This window comes from Ornithinibacillus massiliensis (assembly GCF_018310345.1).
In the GTDB taxonomy this organism is placed as follows: Bacteria; Bacillota; Bacilli; order Bacillales; family Amphibacillaceae; genus Ornithinibacillus; species Ornithinibacillus massiliensis.
Genome location: NZ_JAGXBY010000003.1, coordinates 458,889 through 478,027, shown reverse-complemented (window position 1 = coordinate 478,027; position 19,139 = coordinate 458,889). Strand labels below are relative to the sequence as shown.

The following is a 19,139-nucleotide window of genomic DNA, read 5'->3' as shown; positions in this document are numbered from 1 at the left end:
AAGGGTTGATAAAATGAGGAAAATTATTTTTATGGATATTGATGGAACCTTGGTTAATGATAACGGTGTTATTCCAGAAACGGCCAAGCTTGCTGTACAACAGGCTCGGAAGAATGGGCATCTTGTTTTTATTTGTACTGGTCGGTCGAAAGCTGAGCTTTTCACCGAAATACTAGAAGTTGGATTTGATGGGATTATAGGGGCTGCTGGTGGCTATATTGAAATAGGGGAACAGGTCATTTTTCATAAAACAGTAGCAAAAGAGGATGTCACACATCTCGTAAACTATTTTAATGAACACAAGATAGACTTTTACCTAGAATCAAATGGTGGCATATTTGCTAGTAAGCACTGTAAACAACATCTTGAGACGATTATTGAGGAAATCCTCATCGATAATCCTGATGCAAAGGAAGAAGTAGAAAAAGGGATACGTCCCTTTTATCATGCACTAATTGAAGGGGAAAGTCTAATTCGTGAGGACATTAATAAGATTTCATTTCTCGGTTCTGCTATTCCTATCGATACCATTAGAAAGGAATTCGGCACGAAATTCACTGTCCTATCGAGTACGGTTCCTGTGTTTGGACAGAATAGTGGAGAATTATCGGTCCCAGGCATTAATAAGGCGACAGCCATCACAACAGTACTAGAGTATTTAAATTTAGATAGAAACGATACATTTGGCTATGGTGATGGAATGAATGATTTAGAAATGATTGAATTTGTCCAGCATGGAATTGCCGTGGGAAATGCGAAAGAAGCTCTAAAGCAAGCAGCCGATGATATTACGGATACACATGATGAGCATGGTATTTTTAATAGTTTTAGGAAATATGGATTGATTTAGCACGGCTATCGTGTGATTTCTAAGAAAAGGGTATTATAAAGCGAAAAAGCGATATTATAATGAAGTAAAAGAAGTAGTTAACGGCACCTCCAGTTTTTACACAAACAGGAGGTGCTGTTTTTCTTTCGTGCTTATTCCTTTTTAGGCACTAATAAATAGGTAAGTATCCTCGATTGATCTGGATGGAAAATTGCATTTTATAAGAATGAATCTATCAAGTAGCCATCTCTCCCCCTCTTGACTATGGGGTTACTCCATACTTTAGGATATTCATAGTGATGGAATGAAGGAGAGGGACTTATATGGAAATGACAAGAGGATTAGAAAAACAATACACACGGAAATCATTACTCGCATTCGCAGCTCCAACGATTGTAGTTATGCTATTTGTTTCTATTTATACGCTGGTCGATGGCATTTTTGTTGCACGTTATGTCAATGCAACTGCCCTGTCAGCTATTAATATATTTATGCCTATCTATACCGTGATATTTGCTATTGCTTTAATGATTGGTACTGGAGGAAGTGCCATTATTGCTAAGAAAATGGGCGAGAATAACTACCAGGAGGCAAGAAGTAATTTTACATTTATTGTACTCTGTGGAATTACTATTGGAATATTGATCATGTTCTTAGGATTATTATGTATCCATCCTTTACTAGAACTTCTAGGGGCAGGCGCAAGTAGTCAGCTTTTTGATTATACGTTAGCCTATGCGAAGATTCTATTAGCGGTTAGTCCATTGCTAGTTATCCAGATGATGTTTGAAAACTTTTTTGTCACCGCGGGAAGGCCAAAATTAAGCTTAGTTATTACCCTTATTGGTGGATCAACTAATATTGTGCTAGATTACCTTTTTATTGTGAAAATGAATATGGGGGTTGAAGGAGCAGCACTGGCCACGGCAATTGGTATCGTGATTCCGGCAATAATCGGAATCGGATATTTTAGCTATTTCAAGGGAAGTGGTCTGTATTTTGTTAAGCCAAAGGTAGATGGGAAGGTTTTCTTGAAAACCTGTATCAATGGTTCATCGGAAATGGTGACAAACCTTTCATCTTCTGTTGTAGTGTTAGCGTTTAACCTATTAATGCTACATTATATTGGGGTAGACGGTGTAGCAGCTATTACGATCATGCTTTATGTCATGATGTTCCTAACTCCTATCTTTATGGGCTATTCAGTTGGCATTGCACCAATTATCAGCTATAAGTATGGGAGCCAAGATGTCGTGCAATTACGGTTTATTGTGAAGAGCAGTTTACGTGTGATTGCGATTTGCTCCGTTGTAATTGTTGGACTATCCTATTTGTTAGGACCATTTCTAATTGAAGTGATGGTGGAAAAGGACAGCAATGTCTATCAGATTGCTATAGAGGGCTTTCACATCTTTTGTATTAGCTTTTTATTTATGGGAGTAAACATTTTTACCTCGATGTTATTTACGGCACTTTCAAACGGAAAGATTTCCGCGATTTTCTCATTCCTAAGAACGTTAGTCTTTGTCTTAATTGGATTATTGGTACTCCCATTACTCTTTGGTGTTACTGGAATTTGGATTGCCTTACCTATAGCGGAATTTCTATCTATATTAGTGTGTATTTACTTTATTAAAAGATATAAAAGCCAGTATCAATATGTGTAATCGAATAGAGGGGGGATGTTCTATGCAGATCAATCCACAAATTCATTTAACGACCGGCCAATTTGCAAAATTAATGAATGTGAATAAGGATACGTTATTTTACTACGATAAAATTGGGATTTTCTCTCCAGAAATCGTGACGTCGAATGGATATCGGTACTACTCTGTATATCAATCGGATGTTTTAAATGTGATTTTGACCCTTAAGGAATTAGATATGCCACTAAAGGATATTAAAAAGTATCTAGATAAACGTTCTCCAGAGAAGTTAATTCACTTAATGGAGAAGGAAGAGCAAGTACTAAATACGAAAATCAAGCAGCTGGAAGTAATGAAAAAAATAGTAGCTGAAAAAATAGCGATCACGAAAAATGCGCTCTCTGTCAATACTTCAGAAATTACGATGGAATACAGAGAGAAGGATCAATTTATTGTGGTAACGGACACGAAGCCATTAACAAATGAGAAAAGTCTCTATGACTCCATACAGCGCCACAATACGTATCTAGAGGAAAATAATATTTTATCCTCGACGGAGGGGTGGATGATTCGAGTGGAGAAAGTGTTAAACGGTGATGCAGTTCAGTATGATTATCTTTATACGAAAGTGGAAGAGGCCACCTATGCGAATCAGAAGATGGAAAGAGGACATTATTTGGTTGCTTATCATGCAGAAGGTTATGCTACGATTGAGCAAACCTATAAAAGGTTAGTCGATTACGCGAAGGAGTATAATCTTATGCTAATAGATTATTTCTATGAGGATATCTTATTAGATGAGTTATCTGTTGAGGGGTTTGAGAAGTATTTAATAAAGCTTTCTGTTCCGATAAAGAGTTAGTAGAAACGAAACTAAAAACGAATCATTGCTATAGAAAAGTTGGTAGTATGACAGTAAATTCGTACACTATTTTTGGTGTAGATTTGCTGTCATACTGCTCCTTTAGGGTAGAAATGAAACCAACCACAGTGAAAAACTATCTAAAAATAACGAATACGGGTAACAAATAGAAGGATAGATGATATACTTACAATTGTCGGCTATTTCTCTTTACATTTTATAACTGTAATGGATAGCGTAACCAGTATAAAGAATAGCCTAAAAAATCATACGAGGAGTATACATAATGAAGAGAATTTTTTGGCTAGTGTTGCTAGCGGCTTTATTGTTTATGATTAGTGCATGTTCCGCACAGGATGAAAATCATGAGGATCATCATTCGGCATCGGATGAAAATACCGGTACAGAAAGCAATCCAAGCGATGAATCAGAAAGTGAGGAAAAAGCCTCAACATCGACACCTGACTCGGCAGACGGTGGATTTGATGTAGAAAGTTATTTAAATGAGCATTATGCAATGGAAAACCTACATTATGTAGCAGAGGCATGGGAAGATGCCGAGGTGGACAAGATGAATTATACTGTTAACATTCTTCCTGATACGAAAGAATTTGGGCAAGAGATAGATGCTATTTTTAAAAGCGGCTCGCCTAATGTCGATGATGAACGAACAATAGAAATGTTTGCTATGGCGGAGAAGATAATGGATGATATGCCTACAATTGACGAGACGATTCACATCGATTCCGTTAATTGGGTGTCATATGATGGAAGTAATTCGATTATGTTAATACAAGATTATGAGAATAGTAATGTACAAGTAGGGAATCAGGGTGGCGTACTAACGCAATACTCTAGTGAACAAATCGAATACGCTCGAGTTTGGTTGCAGCTTGGACCTAATCAAGATATTGAGGGATTAAATGTTCACCATATTCCAGCTGGTACACCAATTAACCCTAATGATGAGACCAGTGTTAGCTATCCAGAAGATGTTATTCAGCTAGCGGGTTCTCGCTTAGTGGATGGTTCGGTAACGTATAGTGGTAATGGAGATGGAACGATTAATATATACAATGTTCCTTTACGCTGGGATGGCCAGTACCCTGCAGGTGAGAAATTCTATACCGATATCATCGACAATACAGCATTAGTGTATATTGACCCAGGTAGTGATGAAAAGGTGGCGGAGCTCATCAAGTTGCTACAGGTTAGTGAATAAAAAAAGCTGGAGGATTACTCCTCCAGCACTAAAGCAACAAGCTGATCCCCCTCATCGAGCGTGAGTTTTTCCTTCAACGTAACCAAGACAATGTTGCCATTTTTCTTTTTAATACATAATGGAGTACCTGTAAATGGCAGGTCTTCCTTAAGGACAGTCTTTTTCTCTTCAATAAAGAAATTCTTTAGTTGATAGCCAATATTAACCTTTTTGTTTAATTCGGTAAAGCTTTCTCCCTCGCCAAATAATAGGTTGGCTTTAATAGAAGGTGGGAGCTCTGCCCCTTTGGAATTCTGCCTTTTAGCAGGGAGGGCAAAGATATTTTGGTAGCCAAACTCTGGAATATACGATTGGCAAACGAGTGCATTGTATGCGACATCGCCTGTCATCGCTAGCATCCTATCATACGGAGTCATATCAATATCGAATTCGCTTTGCTCGGATAAAATTTCCCCATGATATGTTTCTATCCCTAATGTTCTTGCTTGGTGTAAGCGAGTATTAGACGTATCTGTAATTAATACAGGTGTCCCCATCTCTTTTAAATGAGCGGCTAATGCAATGGAAAAACTGCTTGCCCCAATCATCACGACACCAGTTGATTCATTATTAGCCAAGCCTAGCTTTCTCGCGATTGGACCAATTGAAAATCCATGTGCACAAACCGTGATTAACACAAGTGCTAATGTTAATGGTGTTAAGATAGTAGCATTGGAATACCCATCCTCAACCAGTATACCTGCAAAATAACCTGAAACCGTCAGTGCTACAATCCCTCTCGGTGCAATCCACCCAACTAGTGCTCTTTCTTTTAAGGTCATTTCCGTACCAATGGTGGAAGTCCAAATAGAAAACGGCCTTACGACAAACAACATGACAAGTACAAAGGCAATAATTGGCCATGTGAAGACATCAAATATTGTTTCTCTTGTAAGGGAAGCCGTAAGCAAAATAAACACGGTTGATGTAAGCATGACAGAGATGTTTTCCATGAAATGGGTCACACTACTGATAGAGTGAACATATTTTTTTGTTCTTGCGAGTGTTAATCCCATCACCGTTACAGCCAGCATCCCGGTTTCATGCATAATCGATTCCCCGATGGTAAAGCAAATGAGCACGAAACAAAAGATGATAGGAGACTTAAGATATTCAGGGAACCAACCTTTTCCTGCTAGAAAACTTACTACTATTCCAATCACAATCCCCACTACTACCGCTAAAAGGGAGTCAATAAAGAATGGAATAAAATTATGAAAGCTAAACGATTCTAATGATGTAATCTTAATAATCTCATATGCAAAGAGGGCAAGCAACGGCCCGATTGGATCGACAATAATGCCTTCCCACTTTAAGACAGAAGATACCCGTGATGTTAATTTTGCTTGTCTTAATAAAGGAATAATAACGGTAGGACCTGTTACGACAAATAGGCCACCAATAATAAACGATATTTCTAGACTAAGTCCTGCAATGAAATGAGCAGCTAAGGAGCCACCAATCCAGGCTAACGTAGTACCAAACGTGACAATTCGGAATACCGACTTCGATATTCCCTTTAATTCTCGTACATCTAAGCTTGTACTACCTTCAAATAAAATTAATGCCACTGCAAGCGAGATAATGGGACTATAAAGACTCCCAAGCGCTTCTTGCGGATTAATTAATCCGAATACCGGACCAATTAATAATCCAGCAACAGACATGATGACAATAGATGGCCATTGAATTCTCCAGGCTAACCATTGTGATAAGATACCGAGTGAAATGACAATAACAATACTAATGAGTACAAATTCTGTATGAATATCTAGTCACCTTCTTATGTTATATGTAAATGATTGGAATAAGCGTATTTTATCACTGGCTTGCTTTATTAGCTAATGTAATGTTTTATTTTTTTGCTAACATAGAAAAATGAATACGACTACTAACATCTTATCCCCAAATTCCTTTTCTATTAGGGTGAAAATAGAAAAGGAAACAGGGCAGACGAGTTCTTTCGTTAGTTCTTTGCAAATTCACCATCAATTTCAACGGTTTGAAAGATGTTAATAAACGCTTTGTCATCGTGTTGACGAACGATTTCTTTTATTTTCACGGTCTCATAACGGGTCACGACCATCATTAGAATTTGTTTCTTTTCTTCTGTATAACCACCGAATCCCTCCGTAATCGTAATCCCACGATAAACGGATTGCAGTAATTCTTTTCTAATTTGATCTCCTTTTGATGTCACAATCTGCATGGTCAGTTTGATATGACTTGTGTGAATCGCATCGATAACTTTCCCCGTCAAATAAATAGATAAAAGGGTATATAATGCAATGTCCCAGCTGAAGATAGCACCAGATAGCAGGACAATGACACCATTCATTCCGGTAAGGAGTAGCCCTACACTAATATTACTATTACGGGAAATAATAATCGCGATAATGTCCAACCCACCAGAGGTTCCGGAATATTTCAGTATGATACCGACTCCAATTCCACCAATAATTCCTCCAAAGATGGTTGAAAGCAAAATATCATCAGTTATCGCAACTACTGGTAAAATATATAAAAAGAAAGATAGGGACACGACACAAATCAGTGTATTCACGGTAATCCTCTTCCCTAATTTAACATAGCCCAATAAGAGTAACGGTAAATTAAAGATAAAGGTCAGAATTCCGATATCAAGTGGCGTAATGAGTCCAACTAAAATAGCTATACCACTAACGCCACTACTTAAGATACCAAAAGGGACCAGAAAGAAATTAAAGGCAAATGCAACAATAAAGGATCCGATGATGACGATTATATTTTTCATGATGTAACTCTCCCTAGTGTATGTAAATTAGTATCTTTAGCTAAAATTCTGCTGAATCATCTAAATGGGCGTTGTCTGCCTGTGAACTACTAATTTACAGAAATAATCAAGCTGTTTTCTTGCTCGCTGTATGGTTTCCTCATCTACTATTGGTATTTCCCTCTGTTTATTGATTGTTTGATCCAATAGGTAGAGGCCTTTTAAATTATGCGCCTTTAATGTGGCTAATAGTGGCTTCAGTGTATATTCGAGGGCTAAAAGATGGGAAGGACTCCCACCAGTCATAATCGGAAGGACTGGCTTATGCTTCAACACATCCTGTGGCAGAAGATCAATGAATGCTTTTAACACCCCGGAATAAGCTCCCTTATAAACCGGTGACCCAATCAGGATACCGTGGGCATTTTCGATTAATGCTGTCATTTGTTTTATTTTTGGACTGTTTATATTCATGTCAAAAAGATCTTGATATGGTACATCTCTTACCGAAATATGGGTTACTGAAAATTGTCTCTCATGTAATAGGCTCCCGAAATAACGTAATACCTGCTCAGAGCCAGATAATGTAGCAGTACTACCAGAAAATATAACGATCTCACTCATTCCTACTCAACCTTTCCTATTTCCTTGCATCGATTCATTTGAAAAATGGACATTCGGTCCTTTTTGCGATTGTGTTTTTTCCTAGCATTTACTTCCTATCAGCAGAAAAATCCCTTATTCTTCTGGTGAGAATAAAGGGATTTTACATTGTTGTATGTAATCTCTTATCTCTCAAGAATAATCTCGTCGGAATTAGCACCTTTCTGACATGATATATCAGAGGTTGCTGAAGCGTCATCGGGCCTGTTCCCTCGACTTCTCTTGATAAGAAGTAGTGGTGTGCAATTATTGTTATATTCTATTCGAACAATTCCTATCAGTCAAGTAGGAATTAATGATTGACAAGGTGGAAAGGGTTACTTTATGATAGAGGAAATAATCAAATAATTTTTGATCTTATCAAGAGAGGTGGAGGGACATGGCCCTTTGAAGCCTCGGCAACAGGTTCTTTCATAAGAATACTGTGCCAATTCCATCAAGCAATTGCTTGGAAGATAGGAGAGTGCAAACTTATTTTTAGTAGTTATCTCTTTTCCTATCTAGGGAAGGAGATTTTTTTATGTTTTACAGATAGAACACAAGTGGATGAGGAGGAAGTTTTATGAAGTACGGATTTTGGTTACCGATTTTTGGCGGGTGGTTACGTAATGTCGAGGATGAAAAGATGCCACCAACGTTTGACTATGCAAAGAAAGTAATTCAATCAGCAGAAAAATGGGGCTATGATACTACCTTAATTGCGGAGCTTTACTTGAATGATATTAAAGGTACAGACAAGGATTCCTTAGAGGCATGGTCTACTGCAGCAGCTTTAGCAGCCGTAACAGAAAAAATCGAGATCATGACAGCGGTTCGTCCCGTGTTTCATAATCCAGCTGTTACAGCAAAAATGGCGGCAAACATCGACCATATTAGTAATGGACGCTTTACCTTAAATGTTGTTTCTGGCTGGTGGGCCGAGGAGGCGAAGCAATATGGTGGTGATTTTACCGCACATGATGAACGATATGACCGAACAGCAGAGTTTATTGAGATTCTGAAAGGATTATGGACGGAGGAAACCTTCTCCTATCAGGGCCAGTTTTATCAAATAGAGAACACCAAGCTTTCCCCTAAGCCAGTCCAACGGCCAAACCCAATTTTATATGCGGGTGGCGAAAGTGAGAAAGGGAAACAGGTCATTTCATCGCTTTGTGATGCGTATGTCATCCATGGACATACGGTGGAGGAAGCACAAGCCAAGATTGCTGATATGAAACAGCGTAGACAAGAAGCAGGACGAGAGCCTTTCCGCACAATTGGGATGGCAGCCTACGTCATTTGTCGTGATACAGAGGAAGAAGCACAGGAAGAATTAAAACGAATCACAACCGTAAACGACCTAAGTGGATATGCAGGATTTAAAGACTTTACATCGAAATCAGAGCTGGAACAGCAGATTCAACTACAGGATTATTCCGTATCCAATCGAGGAATTCGTCCAAATCTGATCGGCACACCGGAGCAAATCGCGAAACAAATCATCGCCTTTGAGCAGGTAGGGGTAGACTTACTATTGTTACAATGCTCCCCACAGCTAGAGGAATTAGAGCGATTCTCACAACAGGTAATGCCTAAGGTAGAAGAATTACGCTCCGCATTAACAAATTAGAAGCAGGGGGTTTTTATGATGAGTAAAATTTATGTGATACATGAGAATAGTGAATGGACAGAGCATTTATTCAAGCGATTGGAAGAGTTAGATTTACCCTATGAAGATTGGAATCTAGTACATGGCACGGTGGACCTTACCTCCGTTCCACCTGAAGGAGTTTTTTATAGCCGTATGAGCGCCTCCTCCCATACAAGGGGACATCGCTTTGCCCCAGAATTAACAAGTGCGGTTCTTTCCTGGTTGGAGCATCATGGCAGGGTCGTCATTAATGGAAGTCGTGTGCTCCAGCTAGAAATAAGTAAGGTCCTACAATATTTGGAGCTTGAGAAATTCGGAATTAAGACCCCGAGAACGATTGCCGCAGTAGGAAAAGCTGACATTTTAAAGGCAGCGAAGACATTTGAAAGAAAGAAATTTATTACCAAGCATAACCGAGCAGGGAAAGGGCTTGGTGTACAACTTTTCACTTCAGTGGAGGCATTAGAGCAATATTTAGATGGGGATAGCTTTGAAGAACCAGTGGATGGCATTACATTACTTCAAGATTATATCGAGTCCCCGGACTCTTTTATCACTCGTTGTGAATTTGTTGGAGGGAAATTTCTCTATGCTGTTCGCGTTGATACTTCGGAAGGCTTTGAATTATGTCCGGCAGACGCATGCACAATAGATGATCTCTTCTGCCCAGTAGGCGAAGAAAGCTCCCAACCAGCAAAATTCCAGATAAGAGAAGGCTTTAACCACCCGATCATCGAAAAATATGAACAACTACTAGCAGCTAATCATATTCATATCGCTGGAATTGAATTTATTGAGGATAAAGATGGCAATATTTTTACCTATGATATTAATACGAATACAAATTATAATAGCGAAGCAGAAGCAAACGGTGGGGTATATGGAATGCTTGCGGTTGCAGAGTATTTAGGGAAGGAATTGGCAAAGGTAGTAGAGTAGATTTGTAGAGTGTGTGGGTAGGCTTGGGCTCGCGCGGGTGTAGGTGTATTTCGCGCGAGAAAGGATAAGTGTCGCGCGAGGAATAGTGAAAAAAGCGCGAGCCTGGAGTGAAATCGCGCGGGGTAGTGAATGTGGCGTGAAAAGTGATGGGAGTCGCGCGAAAATGGTAGAAAGTCGCGCGAGAGTAAGTTTGATTGAGAACGGAAAGTAGAGTTCGCGCGAGGAGAAGTAAAAAAAGCGCGAGCCTGGGGAGAAATCGCGCGGGATTGTGAATGTGGCGCGAAAAGTGATGGGAGTCGCGCGGAAAAGGGAGGAAGTGTCGCGAGTTTAAGAGATTCCTGCGCGAAAAGTGGTAAGTCTCGCGCGAAAAGGGTAGAAAGTCGCGCGAGAGTAAGTTTGGTTGAGAACGGAAAGTAGAGTTCGCGCGAGGAGAAGTAAAAAAAGCGCGAGCCTGTGGTGAAATCGCGCGGGGTAGTGAATGTGGCGCGAAATAGGATAAGGTTCGTGCGAAAAGGGAGAAAGTGTCGCGAGTTTAGGAGATTCCCGCGCGAAAAGGAATGGATCTCGCGCGAGTTAGTAATATTTCCGCGCGAAGTAGTAGTAGTAAAACTTCGCGCGATTTCTTTCCATGTATAAGTGAATTAAAATGCTGCGGTCCATCCACCATCTGCGGTGATGACTGTACCATTTACGAAGCTAGATTCGTCGGATGCTAGGAATAATGCAACTTGTGCTACTTCTTCAGGTTTTCCAATGCGTGGGATAACACCTTGGACTGGTTTGGTGCGCTCCATTCCAAATGGGTTAATGTTTTTCATGGATGCAGAAATGTTGGTTTCTACTGCACCTGGAGCAATTGCATTACAGCGGATGCCTTTTTGTGCATACATGTAGCCGGTGTTTTTAGTAAGACCAATTACCGCGTGTTTAGAGGCTCCGTATGTTGCACCAGCATGGGCACCATTCATGCCACCTGTTGAATCGGTGTTGATGATGTTGCCTTTTCCTTTTTCTAGGAAAATAGGGATGGCTTTGCGCATGGCGCGCATAACACCCTTCGTATTAATGTCGAAAATTAAATCCCAACGCTCGTCCAAAATATCGCCAACTGGTTCAAAGCCATCCATAATACCAGCATTGTTAACTAAAATGTCTAATGTTCCAAATTCATTTACTGCTGTGTCAATCATGTTATCGATGTCTTCTTGTTTAGCAACATTTACTTGAATAGCCTTCGCTACTCCACCGTTTTCTTTGATACCCCTTACAACCGCTTCCGCACCGTCCAGGTTTAGATCAGCAACAATCACTTTAGCACCTTCACTAGCATAAAGCTCTGCGATAGCCTTCCCCATTCCAGATGCTGCACCGGTTACAACGGCTACTTTGTCTTTTAATTTCATGTAATCTCCTCCTATACTTGTCAAAAATAATGAACATGTGTACAGTAAAATTATACGACAGCTCTTCATGATTAACAAACAACGAAAAGTCGGAAAAACGTTGATTAGTCAACACTTTTGGAAGCATATGTTGATTTTAGGGGTGAAAAAATTTTGAAACATGATTTAAGAGTGATCAAAACACAGGAAAGTTTACGCCATGCTTTGTTGGAGTTATTGAAAAAGAAGCCTTTAGAGGATATTTCGGTAGCGGAGTTATGCCGCTTAGCACAGATTAATCGTGGGACGTTCTATTCGCATTACAAAGATGTGCATGAAGTTTTTAAGCGCTATTTAGAAGTGATTGTGGATGATTTTAGGCGCGCCTACGAGGAACCGTATATTAAAACAAGTTTTAAGATAGAAAAAATGAGTGCAGACATGATCCAAATTTTCCATCATGTGAAAAAGTATCAATCCTTCTATCAAATTGTCTTTGACCGACAGATTCCGATGATGTATTATTATTTACTTTTTGATACGGTGCGTTCGTTTATGCAAGAATCACTTGAGCAGTCCAAGCTAGTACCGGATAGTACGGTACATATCGATTATTTAATCAGCTACCAGTCCAATGCCATCCTAGGATTGTTAATGGAATGGCATCGACAGGATTACCAGTCATCCGCTGAAGAATTAAATGAACAATTAATCATGATTCTCTCGCTTAATAGCCCGTTTCGAACAGGGCGGGGTTAGGATATATTTGTTTTTAAAAATTCCATATCTTCTTTGGTCAAGGGCTGTTGGTTAATGGTTAGGGAGCTTGGCTTGGTGATGTATCCATTCTTTAAATCTTTTTCTGATAGGTAGCTAGGAATGGGGTAATCGACCAGTTTTCCGGCAATATCATAAAAAAGATAGCCCTCTTTTTCGTCGTAAAGAAATGAGTTAATTTTCATATTTGGTGTTATAAATAAGGTCATTTTCTCCTCATCATTCCAAATCATCTTGATGAGGACTTTTTTCTTTAGTTTCTTTTCTACTAGTGCTTTCCATGTGGTTAATGAGATTTCCATTGTTGTTCCTCCGAGTTATTGATGTGTTTTAGTTTACCACGAATGAGGTAATTATTCTCTTCTCATACTATAGATGAATCAATTTAGAGGATACCCCATTACGGTTTTAAGGAAGAGGAACTGATGGAAGAATTCAAATTAACAGCAAACGACGGGCTAGAACTATCTGTAGCGTTGTTTGAGGCAGTAAGTCTACGTGAACATGAAGAAGATGCACCCGCCCAGCGGATAAATGAGCCCAAAGAGGAAGAAGATGCGCCCATCCCGCGAGAACATGCGAAGGAATTAAAAGCAATAGTACAAATAATTCATGGTGCGAACGAGCATAAGGAACGGTATTATGATTTCGCTAACTATTTGGCTAGGCATGGGCTAACTGTCATTATTTCCGATACACGTGGGCATGGTTATTCTATTAATAAGGATTATCCATTAGGGTATATGAATGGTTTGGAAGAGATTGTTGCAGACCAGCTTCTTATTACGCGCTATGTGAAAAAGCGCTTTCCTAATCAGGATGTCTATTTAGTTGGTCATTCTCTTGGGTCTATCTTTGCTAGATGTTATCTGCAGGAGCATGATCATGAGATAAAGAAGCTAGTATTAAGTGGAACCGCTAATTATGTACCAGGGGTTAGCCTTGCCCTTATGATTGGTAGAGTGCTTACGTTTTTCTCTGGTAAGCATGGCTATAGTAAAATTATCCGTGATATGGGTGGAAATAGTGAGGACAATTCCTGGCTTAGTTATAACGAGGAAAATATCGAGAATTATCTTCTTGATCCTTTGTGCAATTATGAATATCAAAACAATGCCACCTTAACGGTATTTAGCGCAGATCGTGAGCTACATAGTTTTCACAAGTATCAATGCAGAAATCCAGAGCTGAAAATTTTGAGTATCACTGGGGCTGAGGATCCGATTACAGGTGGAGCGAAAGGGTTGAAGGATTCTTTAGGTTCTTTGCGAAAAGTGGGGTATAAGCATATTACGAGTAAGGTGTATCCGAGGATGAAGCATGAGGTGTTGAACGAGGTGGAGAATGCGGTTGTTTATGGGGATGTGCTGGAATTTTTGTTGGGGTGAATTTTCTTGATGGTGTTAGATGGGGCTGTCGGTTTTCTCTGCTAATGTAGTCGCTACAAGCCATCTAAAGAGTGGTTGGTCATTTTGATGTATTATGAAAAAAGAAGTAATCGCTATCCATTGGACTTGGGGCAGTTACTTCTTTTTATATAGGATATGGAATTTCCCGTAAAAGCTAGACAAAATTGAACACCTAGGATTCGGAATTATCTTTTCCTCGCTTCTTCTCGATAAAAATCCAAGCATAGTAGAATACCCAAAATAATAGGACTACTAGTGTTGCGAAATATTTTTGACCTATAGGAAGATAAATTCCCAATAGAACAGCAATGATGAGAAAGGGTGGTAAAAGTATTCCGTATTTTTTCCAGTGCATATGATGTTCACTCCTTTATCATCATATTTTACCACGAATAAACAGATTATTCTTTCATTATCCTGAGAACTTTTCTCTAAAATAAGCCGCAGCCTGTATCATCTTAGCCCCATACCAAAACATCTCCCCGTCGACAATGACTGGTTTTACATCGGGTAACATCGCTTGAAATTCTGCTATATGTTTTTCCCGGAATGGGTATGGTTCGGTGGCTAATAAGATGAAATCAAGCTCTGCTTGGCGAAAATCTTCTTCTGTGACTGCTGGATATCTGCCTTCCAGTGCTGTGAAGGGATTAGTAAAGCCCATTTCCGTAAGTAACGATTGAATGTATGTGTCTTTACCCACGACCATGTACGGCCTTTGCCAAATGACATAGGCTGCACGTTTGCACTTTACATTTGGTATATGTAAGATTTCGCGTTGAATTCCTTCTACTAGATTGGTAGATTCCGCCTCTCGCTCCGTTAATCTTCCCACATCAGCAATCATCCGATAAACATCTGTAATACTTTTCACTTCAAAGACAAAGACAGGGTAAAACTGCTCAAGCGTCTCGACAATCTCTTTCGTATTCTCTTCTTTTTCCGCGATAATAAGATCAGGCTTCAATTCATGAATCCGGTCAAGCTTAATCTCCTTTGTTCCCCCGATGTTTATCGCTTGTTGGACTTTGTCTTTTGGATGAATACAGAATCTTGTGCGTCCAACGATTTTACCCTCCAGCCCTAGGTGGTACATTGTTTCGGTGATGGCTGGGACTAGGGAGATGATTCGTTTTGGTGGGTGGGGGAGGGTTAGGGTTCGGTTTAGGTGGTCTTGGATGGTTTGCATGGGTGGGACCTCCTTTCGTCATTAAACTTAGAGATATTATAGCAAAATGATAAATGGAAAAGTAGGCTTTTTAACTACAAGGTACAATATACCGTTAAAAATATATGCATTACTTTTTTTGCTTTTATCCCATGGGTTTTCTTAATATTATACGATTAACATGAACGGAGAAACTGAATTATTCTCCATGTTTTTTGTTGAAGCTAGATGGAAGAGGTTAAGCAGGCTTTATTGTAATTAGTTCATTGTATTTGGTTAGAAGAAGGTCATGTCCCTGAGCCTTTTCATATATATTTCAAGTATTCTTCCTAATAAGTTATAATGTTTTTATACGTAATAAGAACTATCAGGAGGAAAATATGAAAAAAGATATACATGTAGTTGGAGCAGTTATAGTAAAAGATGGAAAAATTTTGTGTGCGCAAAGAGGTCCTGGTAAATCGTTGGCATATAAGTGGGAGTTCCCTGGTGGAAAAATAGAAAAAGGTGAACTACCTAAAGAAGCTTTACAAAGAGAAATTAAAGAGGAAATGAAATGTACAATTGAAGTTGGAGATCAAGTCGAACATACAAGTTATGAATATGATTTTGGAATTGTTCACCTAACAACTTTTATTTGCAAGCTTAATGAAGGAAATCCTATATTAACTGAACATGTAAATATAAAGTGGTTGCAACCCAGTGAACTCCAAACTTTAGACTGGGCACCAGCTGATATTCCAGCAATAAATAAATTAGCTGAGGAAGTTAATTTATAGTCTATTCACTATAATAAGTTAATCTCGTATAAGGTTATGCTGGAGGAAGGATGGTATTAATGGAGCAACTAATCGATGATTTAAAATCAGCATTACATAAAGGGTTTATAGATAGCAAAATTAAAAGTTATGGTAGTCATTCTCCTAAATTATTGATGAATAACCAGCAAAATAATGAGAACGTTTTAACTTCAATTGTAGAGGAGTTAGATTATTGTAAGAGTTTTTTATTTTCAGTAGCATTTATTACTGAGAGTGGCTTAGCTACATTGAAATCACATTTATTGGACTTGAAGAAAAAGGGCATTAGAGGACGTATCTTAACGTCTACATTTTTAAACTTTAATCAGCCTAAAGTATTTAAAGAATTACTAAAGATTACAAATGTAGAGGTACGATTAGCTGAAGTAGAAGGCTTTCATTCTAAAGGGTACATATTTGAAAGAGAAAATTATTACACATTAGTGGTAGGTAGTTCTAATTTAACTGCGAAGGCATTAAAAGTGAATCACGAATGGAATGTCAAACTTACATCACATGAAAATGGTGAATTAATTCATCATTTTAAGGAGCAATTCGAACAAATCTGGGAACAGAGCACACCTTTGAATGATAGGTGGATAAATAAATATGAAAAGAATTTTACTCCGATAGATTTTAAGTCTGCAGAAAAATTGCTAGATTTCCCGGTGGATTATAATCATAATCCACTAGAAGAAGCGTTGAATATTACCCCAAATAAAATGCAACAAGCTGCATTAAAGCAAATTAATGCTCTAAGAAGTAAGGGGCACGATAAAGGATTGGTAATTTCTTCAACTGGTACAGGTAAAACGTATCTTTCAGCTTTTGATGTAAGACAATTTGCACCAAGACGTATGCTGTTTATCGTCCATCGGGAACAAATCCTTAATCAAGCTAAATCAGATTTTAAGAGAATTTTAGGAGGACTGGAGAAAGATTTCGGAATACTGTCTGGTTCAAGTAATGAGACTGATGCGAGATATTTATTTGCAACAATACAAATGATATCGAAACAAGAGAAATTAGAGAATTTTAGCCGTGATGAATTTGATTATATTTTAATTGATGAGGTACATAAAGCAGGTGCGAAATCCTATTTAAAGGTCATTGATTATTTTACCCCGAAATTCTTATTGGGTATGACTGCAACTCCAGAGAGAACTGACGATTTTAATATTTATGAGTTGTTTAATTATAACATAGCCTATGAAATTAGATTACAGGAAGCATTAGAAGAAGATATGCTCTGTCCGTTCCACTATTTTGGTGTGACTGACTTGGAATATGAAGGAAAATTAATCGACGATACTACAATTCTTTCAAAATTAGTTACAAAAGAACGTGTGAATCACATTCTAGATAAGATTAATTATTATGGATATTCTGGTGAAAAAGTTAGAGGTTTAATGTTTTGTAGTCGGAAGGAAGAGGCAGTCAAACTATCACATGCATTGAATGATCGAGGTCTAAAGACGATAGCTTTAACGGGGGAAAATTCCCAAGAAGAACGAATGCTACAAGTATCTAGATTAGAAAATGGTGACTTGGATTATATTTTGACGGTTGATATTTTTAATGAAGGTATTGATATCCCAAGTATAAACCAAGTTGTTATGTTAAGACAGACACAATCCAGTATTATTTTTATTCAACAACTTGGGCGTGGATTAAGGAAACATAATTCAAAGGATTTTGTTACAGTAATTGATTTTATTGGAAATTATAAGAACAATTACCTTATCCCAATAGCATTGTCTGGAGATAAGTCGCAAAATAAAGATAATATTAGAAGACAAACATCAGAAACTAGTTATATTAAAGGGGTTTCAACAGTAAACTTTGAAGAAATTGCTAGAAAGCAAATCTTTAAGTCTATTAACAATAGTAATCTAACAGCAGTTAAAGTTTTAAGAGAAGCTTATATGAATTTAAAAAATAGGTTAGGAAGAGTACCAGATTTAATTGACTTTGTTATTAACCATTCTATTGATCCAACAGTTATAGTGGATAAGTTTAAAAACTACTATCAGTTTCTTTTGAAGATGAATGAAGAAATTCCTGGATTAAGTTCTTATGAAGAAAAAGTACTTACAATGGTATCCATTGAACTTTTAAACGGAAAACGAAAGCATGAATTAGTGCTTTTAAAATTACTTATGGGGAATATGAGAGTGACCGAAGAAAAGTATATAAATACTTTACGTGAATCTGGATGTTCAACTGATGATGGGACTATAGACTCTGTGCGTCGCATATTTGATCTCTCTTTCTTTACTCAATCAGATAAGAAAAAGTATGGAGAAGAGCCAATAGTAATATTTAGTGATGAGGAATACGCATTTAATGAAACAATAAAAAATAGTCTTCAATCTAATGAATATTTTCGTCATTCTCTAAATGATATAGTAGAAAGTGGTTTTGAAAAAAGTCACAAGTATACTTGTAATCAATCACTTACCCTATATGAGAAATACTCAAGAAAGGATGTATGTAAGCTCCTAAACTGGAATAATGATGAGAGTTCTACTATGTACGGCTATAAGCCTAAATATGGTACTTGCCCAATCTTTGTAACTTACCACAAGGATGAAGAAGTAGAATCAAGTGTTAACTATGGTGACGAATTCATAACACCCGAAACATTTAAATGGTATACAAGAAGTAATAGAACACTACAATCAAAAGAAGTCCAAAAAATTATCCATGCTGAGGAAAAAAACATGGATATTCATCTCTTTGTTAAAAAGGATGATGATGAGGGCAGCAGTTTTTATTACCTTGGAAAGGCTAATCCTGATAAAAAAACGGTCAAACAAGATACTATGCTTGATAAAAATGGCAACCAAATACCGGTAGTTCATATGAATATGATCATGGAAAAACCTGTTGATAATAGGTTATATCGGTATATAGTAGAGGGGATAAACGATTAACATTGTAGTTTTTTGGATACTGTAGGCAGCCCAAGGATGAGTCGAATTTTTAACAGTCATCGACTCTACCTTTAAAGCATTT

General features: G+C 38.1%; 17 protein-coding genes and 2 riboswitches. Of the genes, 10 read left to right on the top strand and 7 right to left on the bottom strand.

Annotated features, from left to right (window positions below; genetic code table 11):
* Positions 1–13 precede the first annotated feature (13 nt).
* The 4 genes from KGF86_RS11000 to KGF86_RS19675 all read left to right on the top strand — a co-directional run bounded on the left by KGF86_RS11000 (position 14) and on the right by KGF86_RS19675 (position 4,559).
* A complete protein-coding gene (locus KGF86_RS11000; RefSeq protein WP_211741899.1) occupies positions 14–850 on the top strand; it encodes a Cof-type HAD-IIB family hydrolase in 837 nt (278 codons plus the stop codon).
* Positions 851–1,152: 302 nt separating this feature from the next.
* Complete coding sequence (locus tag KGF86_RS10995) at positions 1,153–2,496, top strand: MATE family efflux transporter (RefSeq protein WP_186869139.1); 1,344 nt, start codon at positions 1,153–1,155, stop codon at positions 2,494–2,496.
* A gap of 22 nt (positions 2,497–2,518) precedes the next feature.
* The gene (locus KGF86_RS10990) at positions 2,519–3,337 is read left to right on the top strand and encodes a MerR family transcriptional regulator (protein ID WP_211741898.1); all 819 of its coding nucleotides are present in this window, start codon (positions 2,519–2,521) and stop codon (positions 3,335–3,337) included.
* Between the two features lie 286 nt (positions 3,338–3,623).
* Entirely contained in the window at positions 3,624–4,559 is a 936-nt protein-coding gene (locus tag KGF86_RS19675) for a hypothetical protein (RefSeq protein ID WP_425516483.1), read from the top strand.
* A gap of 14 nt (positions 4,560–4,573) precedes the next feature.
* Here KGF86_RS19675 and KGF86_RS10980 read toward each other — a convergent pair whose 3' ends face one another.
* The 3 genes from KGF86_RS10980 to ssuE form a co-directional block, all read right to left on the bottom strand.
* Positions 4,574–6,367, bottom strand: coding sequence for a cation:proton antiporter (locus KGF86_RS10980; protein ID WP_343221458.1), 1,794 nt, complete (start codon positions 6,365–6,367; stop codon positions 4,574–4,576).
* Between the two features lie 197 nt (positions 6,368–6,564).
* Complete coding sequence (locus KGF86_RS10975; protein ID WP_211741897.1) at positions 6,565–7,371, bottom strand: YitT family protein; 807 nt, start codon at positions 7,369–7,371, stop codon at positions 6,565–6,567.
* Positions 7,372–7,431: 60 nt separating this feature from the next.
* Complete coding sequence (gene ssuE / locus KGF86_RS10970; RefSeq protein ID WP_211741896.1) at positions 7,432–7,974, bottom strand: NADPH-dependent FMN reductase; 543 nt, start codon at positions 7,972–7,974, stop codon at positions 7,432–7,434.
* Between the two features lie 161 nt (positions 7,975–8,135).
* A riboswitch (SAM riboswitch) is annotated at positions 8,136–8,245 on the bottom strand.
* 122 nt (positions 8,246–8,367) lie between these two features.
* A riboswitch (SAM riboswitch) is annotated at positions 8,368–8,475 on the top strand.
* 100 nt (positions 8,476–8,575) lie between these two features.
* Here ssuE and KGF86_RS10965 point away from each other — a divergent pair.
* A complete protein-coding gene (locus tag KGF86_RS10965; protein WP_186869143.1) occupies positions 8,576–9,625 on the top strand; it encodes an LLM class flavin-dependent oxidoreductase in 1,050 nt (349 codons plus the stop codon).
* 18 nt (positions 9,626–9,643) lie between these two features.
* Positions 9,644–10,585 (top strand): ATP-grasp domain-containing protein, encoded by a 942-nt coding sequence (locus tag KGF86_RS10960; protein ID WP_211741895.1) that lies wholly within the window; start codon positions 9,644–9,646, stop codon positions 10,583–10,585.
* 641 nt (positions 10,586–11,226) lie between these two features.
* Here the strand turns inward: KGF86_RS10960 and KGF86_RS10955 are convergent.
* Entirely contained in the window at positions 11,227–11,988 is a 762-nt protein-coding gene (locus KGF86_RS10955) for an SDR family oxidoreductase (protein ID WP_211741894.1), read from the bottom strand.
* 153 nt (positions 11,989–12,141) lie between these two features.
* On the opposite strand from KGF86_RS10955, the gene KGF86_RS10950 reads away from it, so the two are divergent.
* Positions 12,142–12,726 carry a TetR/AcrR family transcriptional regulator gene (locus KGF86_RS10950; protein ID WP_211741893.1) on the top strand — a complete coding sequence of 195 codons (585 nt, stop codon included), beginning with the start codon at positions 12,142–12,144 and terminating at the stop codon, positions 12,724–12,726.
* Here the strand turns inward: KGF86_RS10950 and KGF86_RS10945 are convergent.
* Positions 12,723–13,046, bottom strand: a complete 324-nt coding sequence (locus KGF86_RS10945; RefSeq protein ID WP_211741892.1) for a hypothetical protein — start codon at positions 13,044–13,046, stop codon at positions 12,723–12,725. The two genes, KGF86_RS10950 and KGF86_RS10945, sit on opposite strands and share 4 nt — an antisense overlap.
* A 123-nt stretch (positions 13,047–13,169) precedes the next feature.
* Here KGF86_RS10945 and KGF86_RS10940 point away from each other — a divergent pair, with 123 nt between their 5' ends.
* The gene (locus KGF86_RS10940) at positions 13,170–14,132 is read left to right on the top strand and encodes an alpha/beta fold hydrolase (RefSeq protein ID WP_211741891.1); all 963 of its coding nucleotides are present in this window, start codon (positions 13,170–13,172) and stop codon (positions 14,130–14,132) included.
* 193 nt (positions 14,133–14,325) lie between these two features.
* Here the strand turns inward: KGF86_RS10940 and KGF86_RS10935 are convergent, their stop codons facing one another.
* Together KGF86_RS10935 and KGF86_RS10930 are read right to left on the bottom strand one after the other, a co-directional pair.
* Positions 14,326–14,508: a hypothetical protein gene (locus KGF86_RS10935; RefSeq protein WP_211741890.1), complete on the bottom strand. Its 183-nt coding sequence runs from the start codon at positions 14,506–14,508 to the stop codon at positions 14,326–14,328.
* Between the two features lie 57 nt (positions 14,509–14,565).
* Positions 14,566–15,342: an ABC transporter substrate-binding protein gene (locus tag KGF86_RS10930; protein WP_211741889.1), complete on the bottom strand. Its 777-nt coding sequence runs from the start codon at positions 15,340–15,342 to the stop codon at positions 14,566–14,568.
* Positions 15,343–15,701: 359 nt separating this feature from the next.
* On the opposite strand from KGF86_RS10930, the gene KGF86_RS10925 reads away from it, so the two are divergent.
* Both KGF86_RS10925 and KGF86_RS10920 read left to right on the top strand, forming a co-directional pair.
* The gene (locus KGF86_RS10925; protein ID WP_211741879.1) at positions 15,702–16,100 is read left to right on the top strand and encodes a (deoxy)nucleoside triphosphate pyrophosphohydrolase; all 399 of its coding nucleotides are present in this window, start codon (positions 15,702–15,704) and stop codon (positions 16,098–16,100) included.
* A 59-nt stretch (positions 16,101–16,159) separates the two neighbouring features.
* Complete coding sequence (locus KGF86_RS10920) at positions 16,160–19,057, top strand: DEAD/DEAH box helicase (RefSeq protein WP_211741877.1); 2,898 nt, start codon at positions 16,160–16,162, stop codon at positions 19,055–19,057.
* The last annotated feature ends 82 nt before the right edge of the window (positions 19,058–19,139 follow it).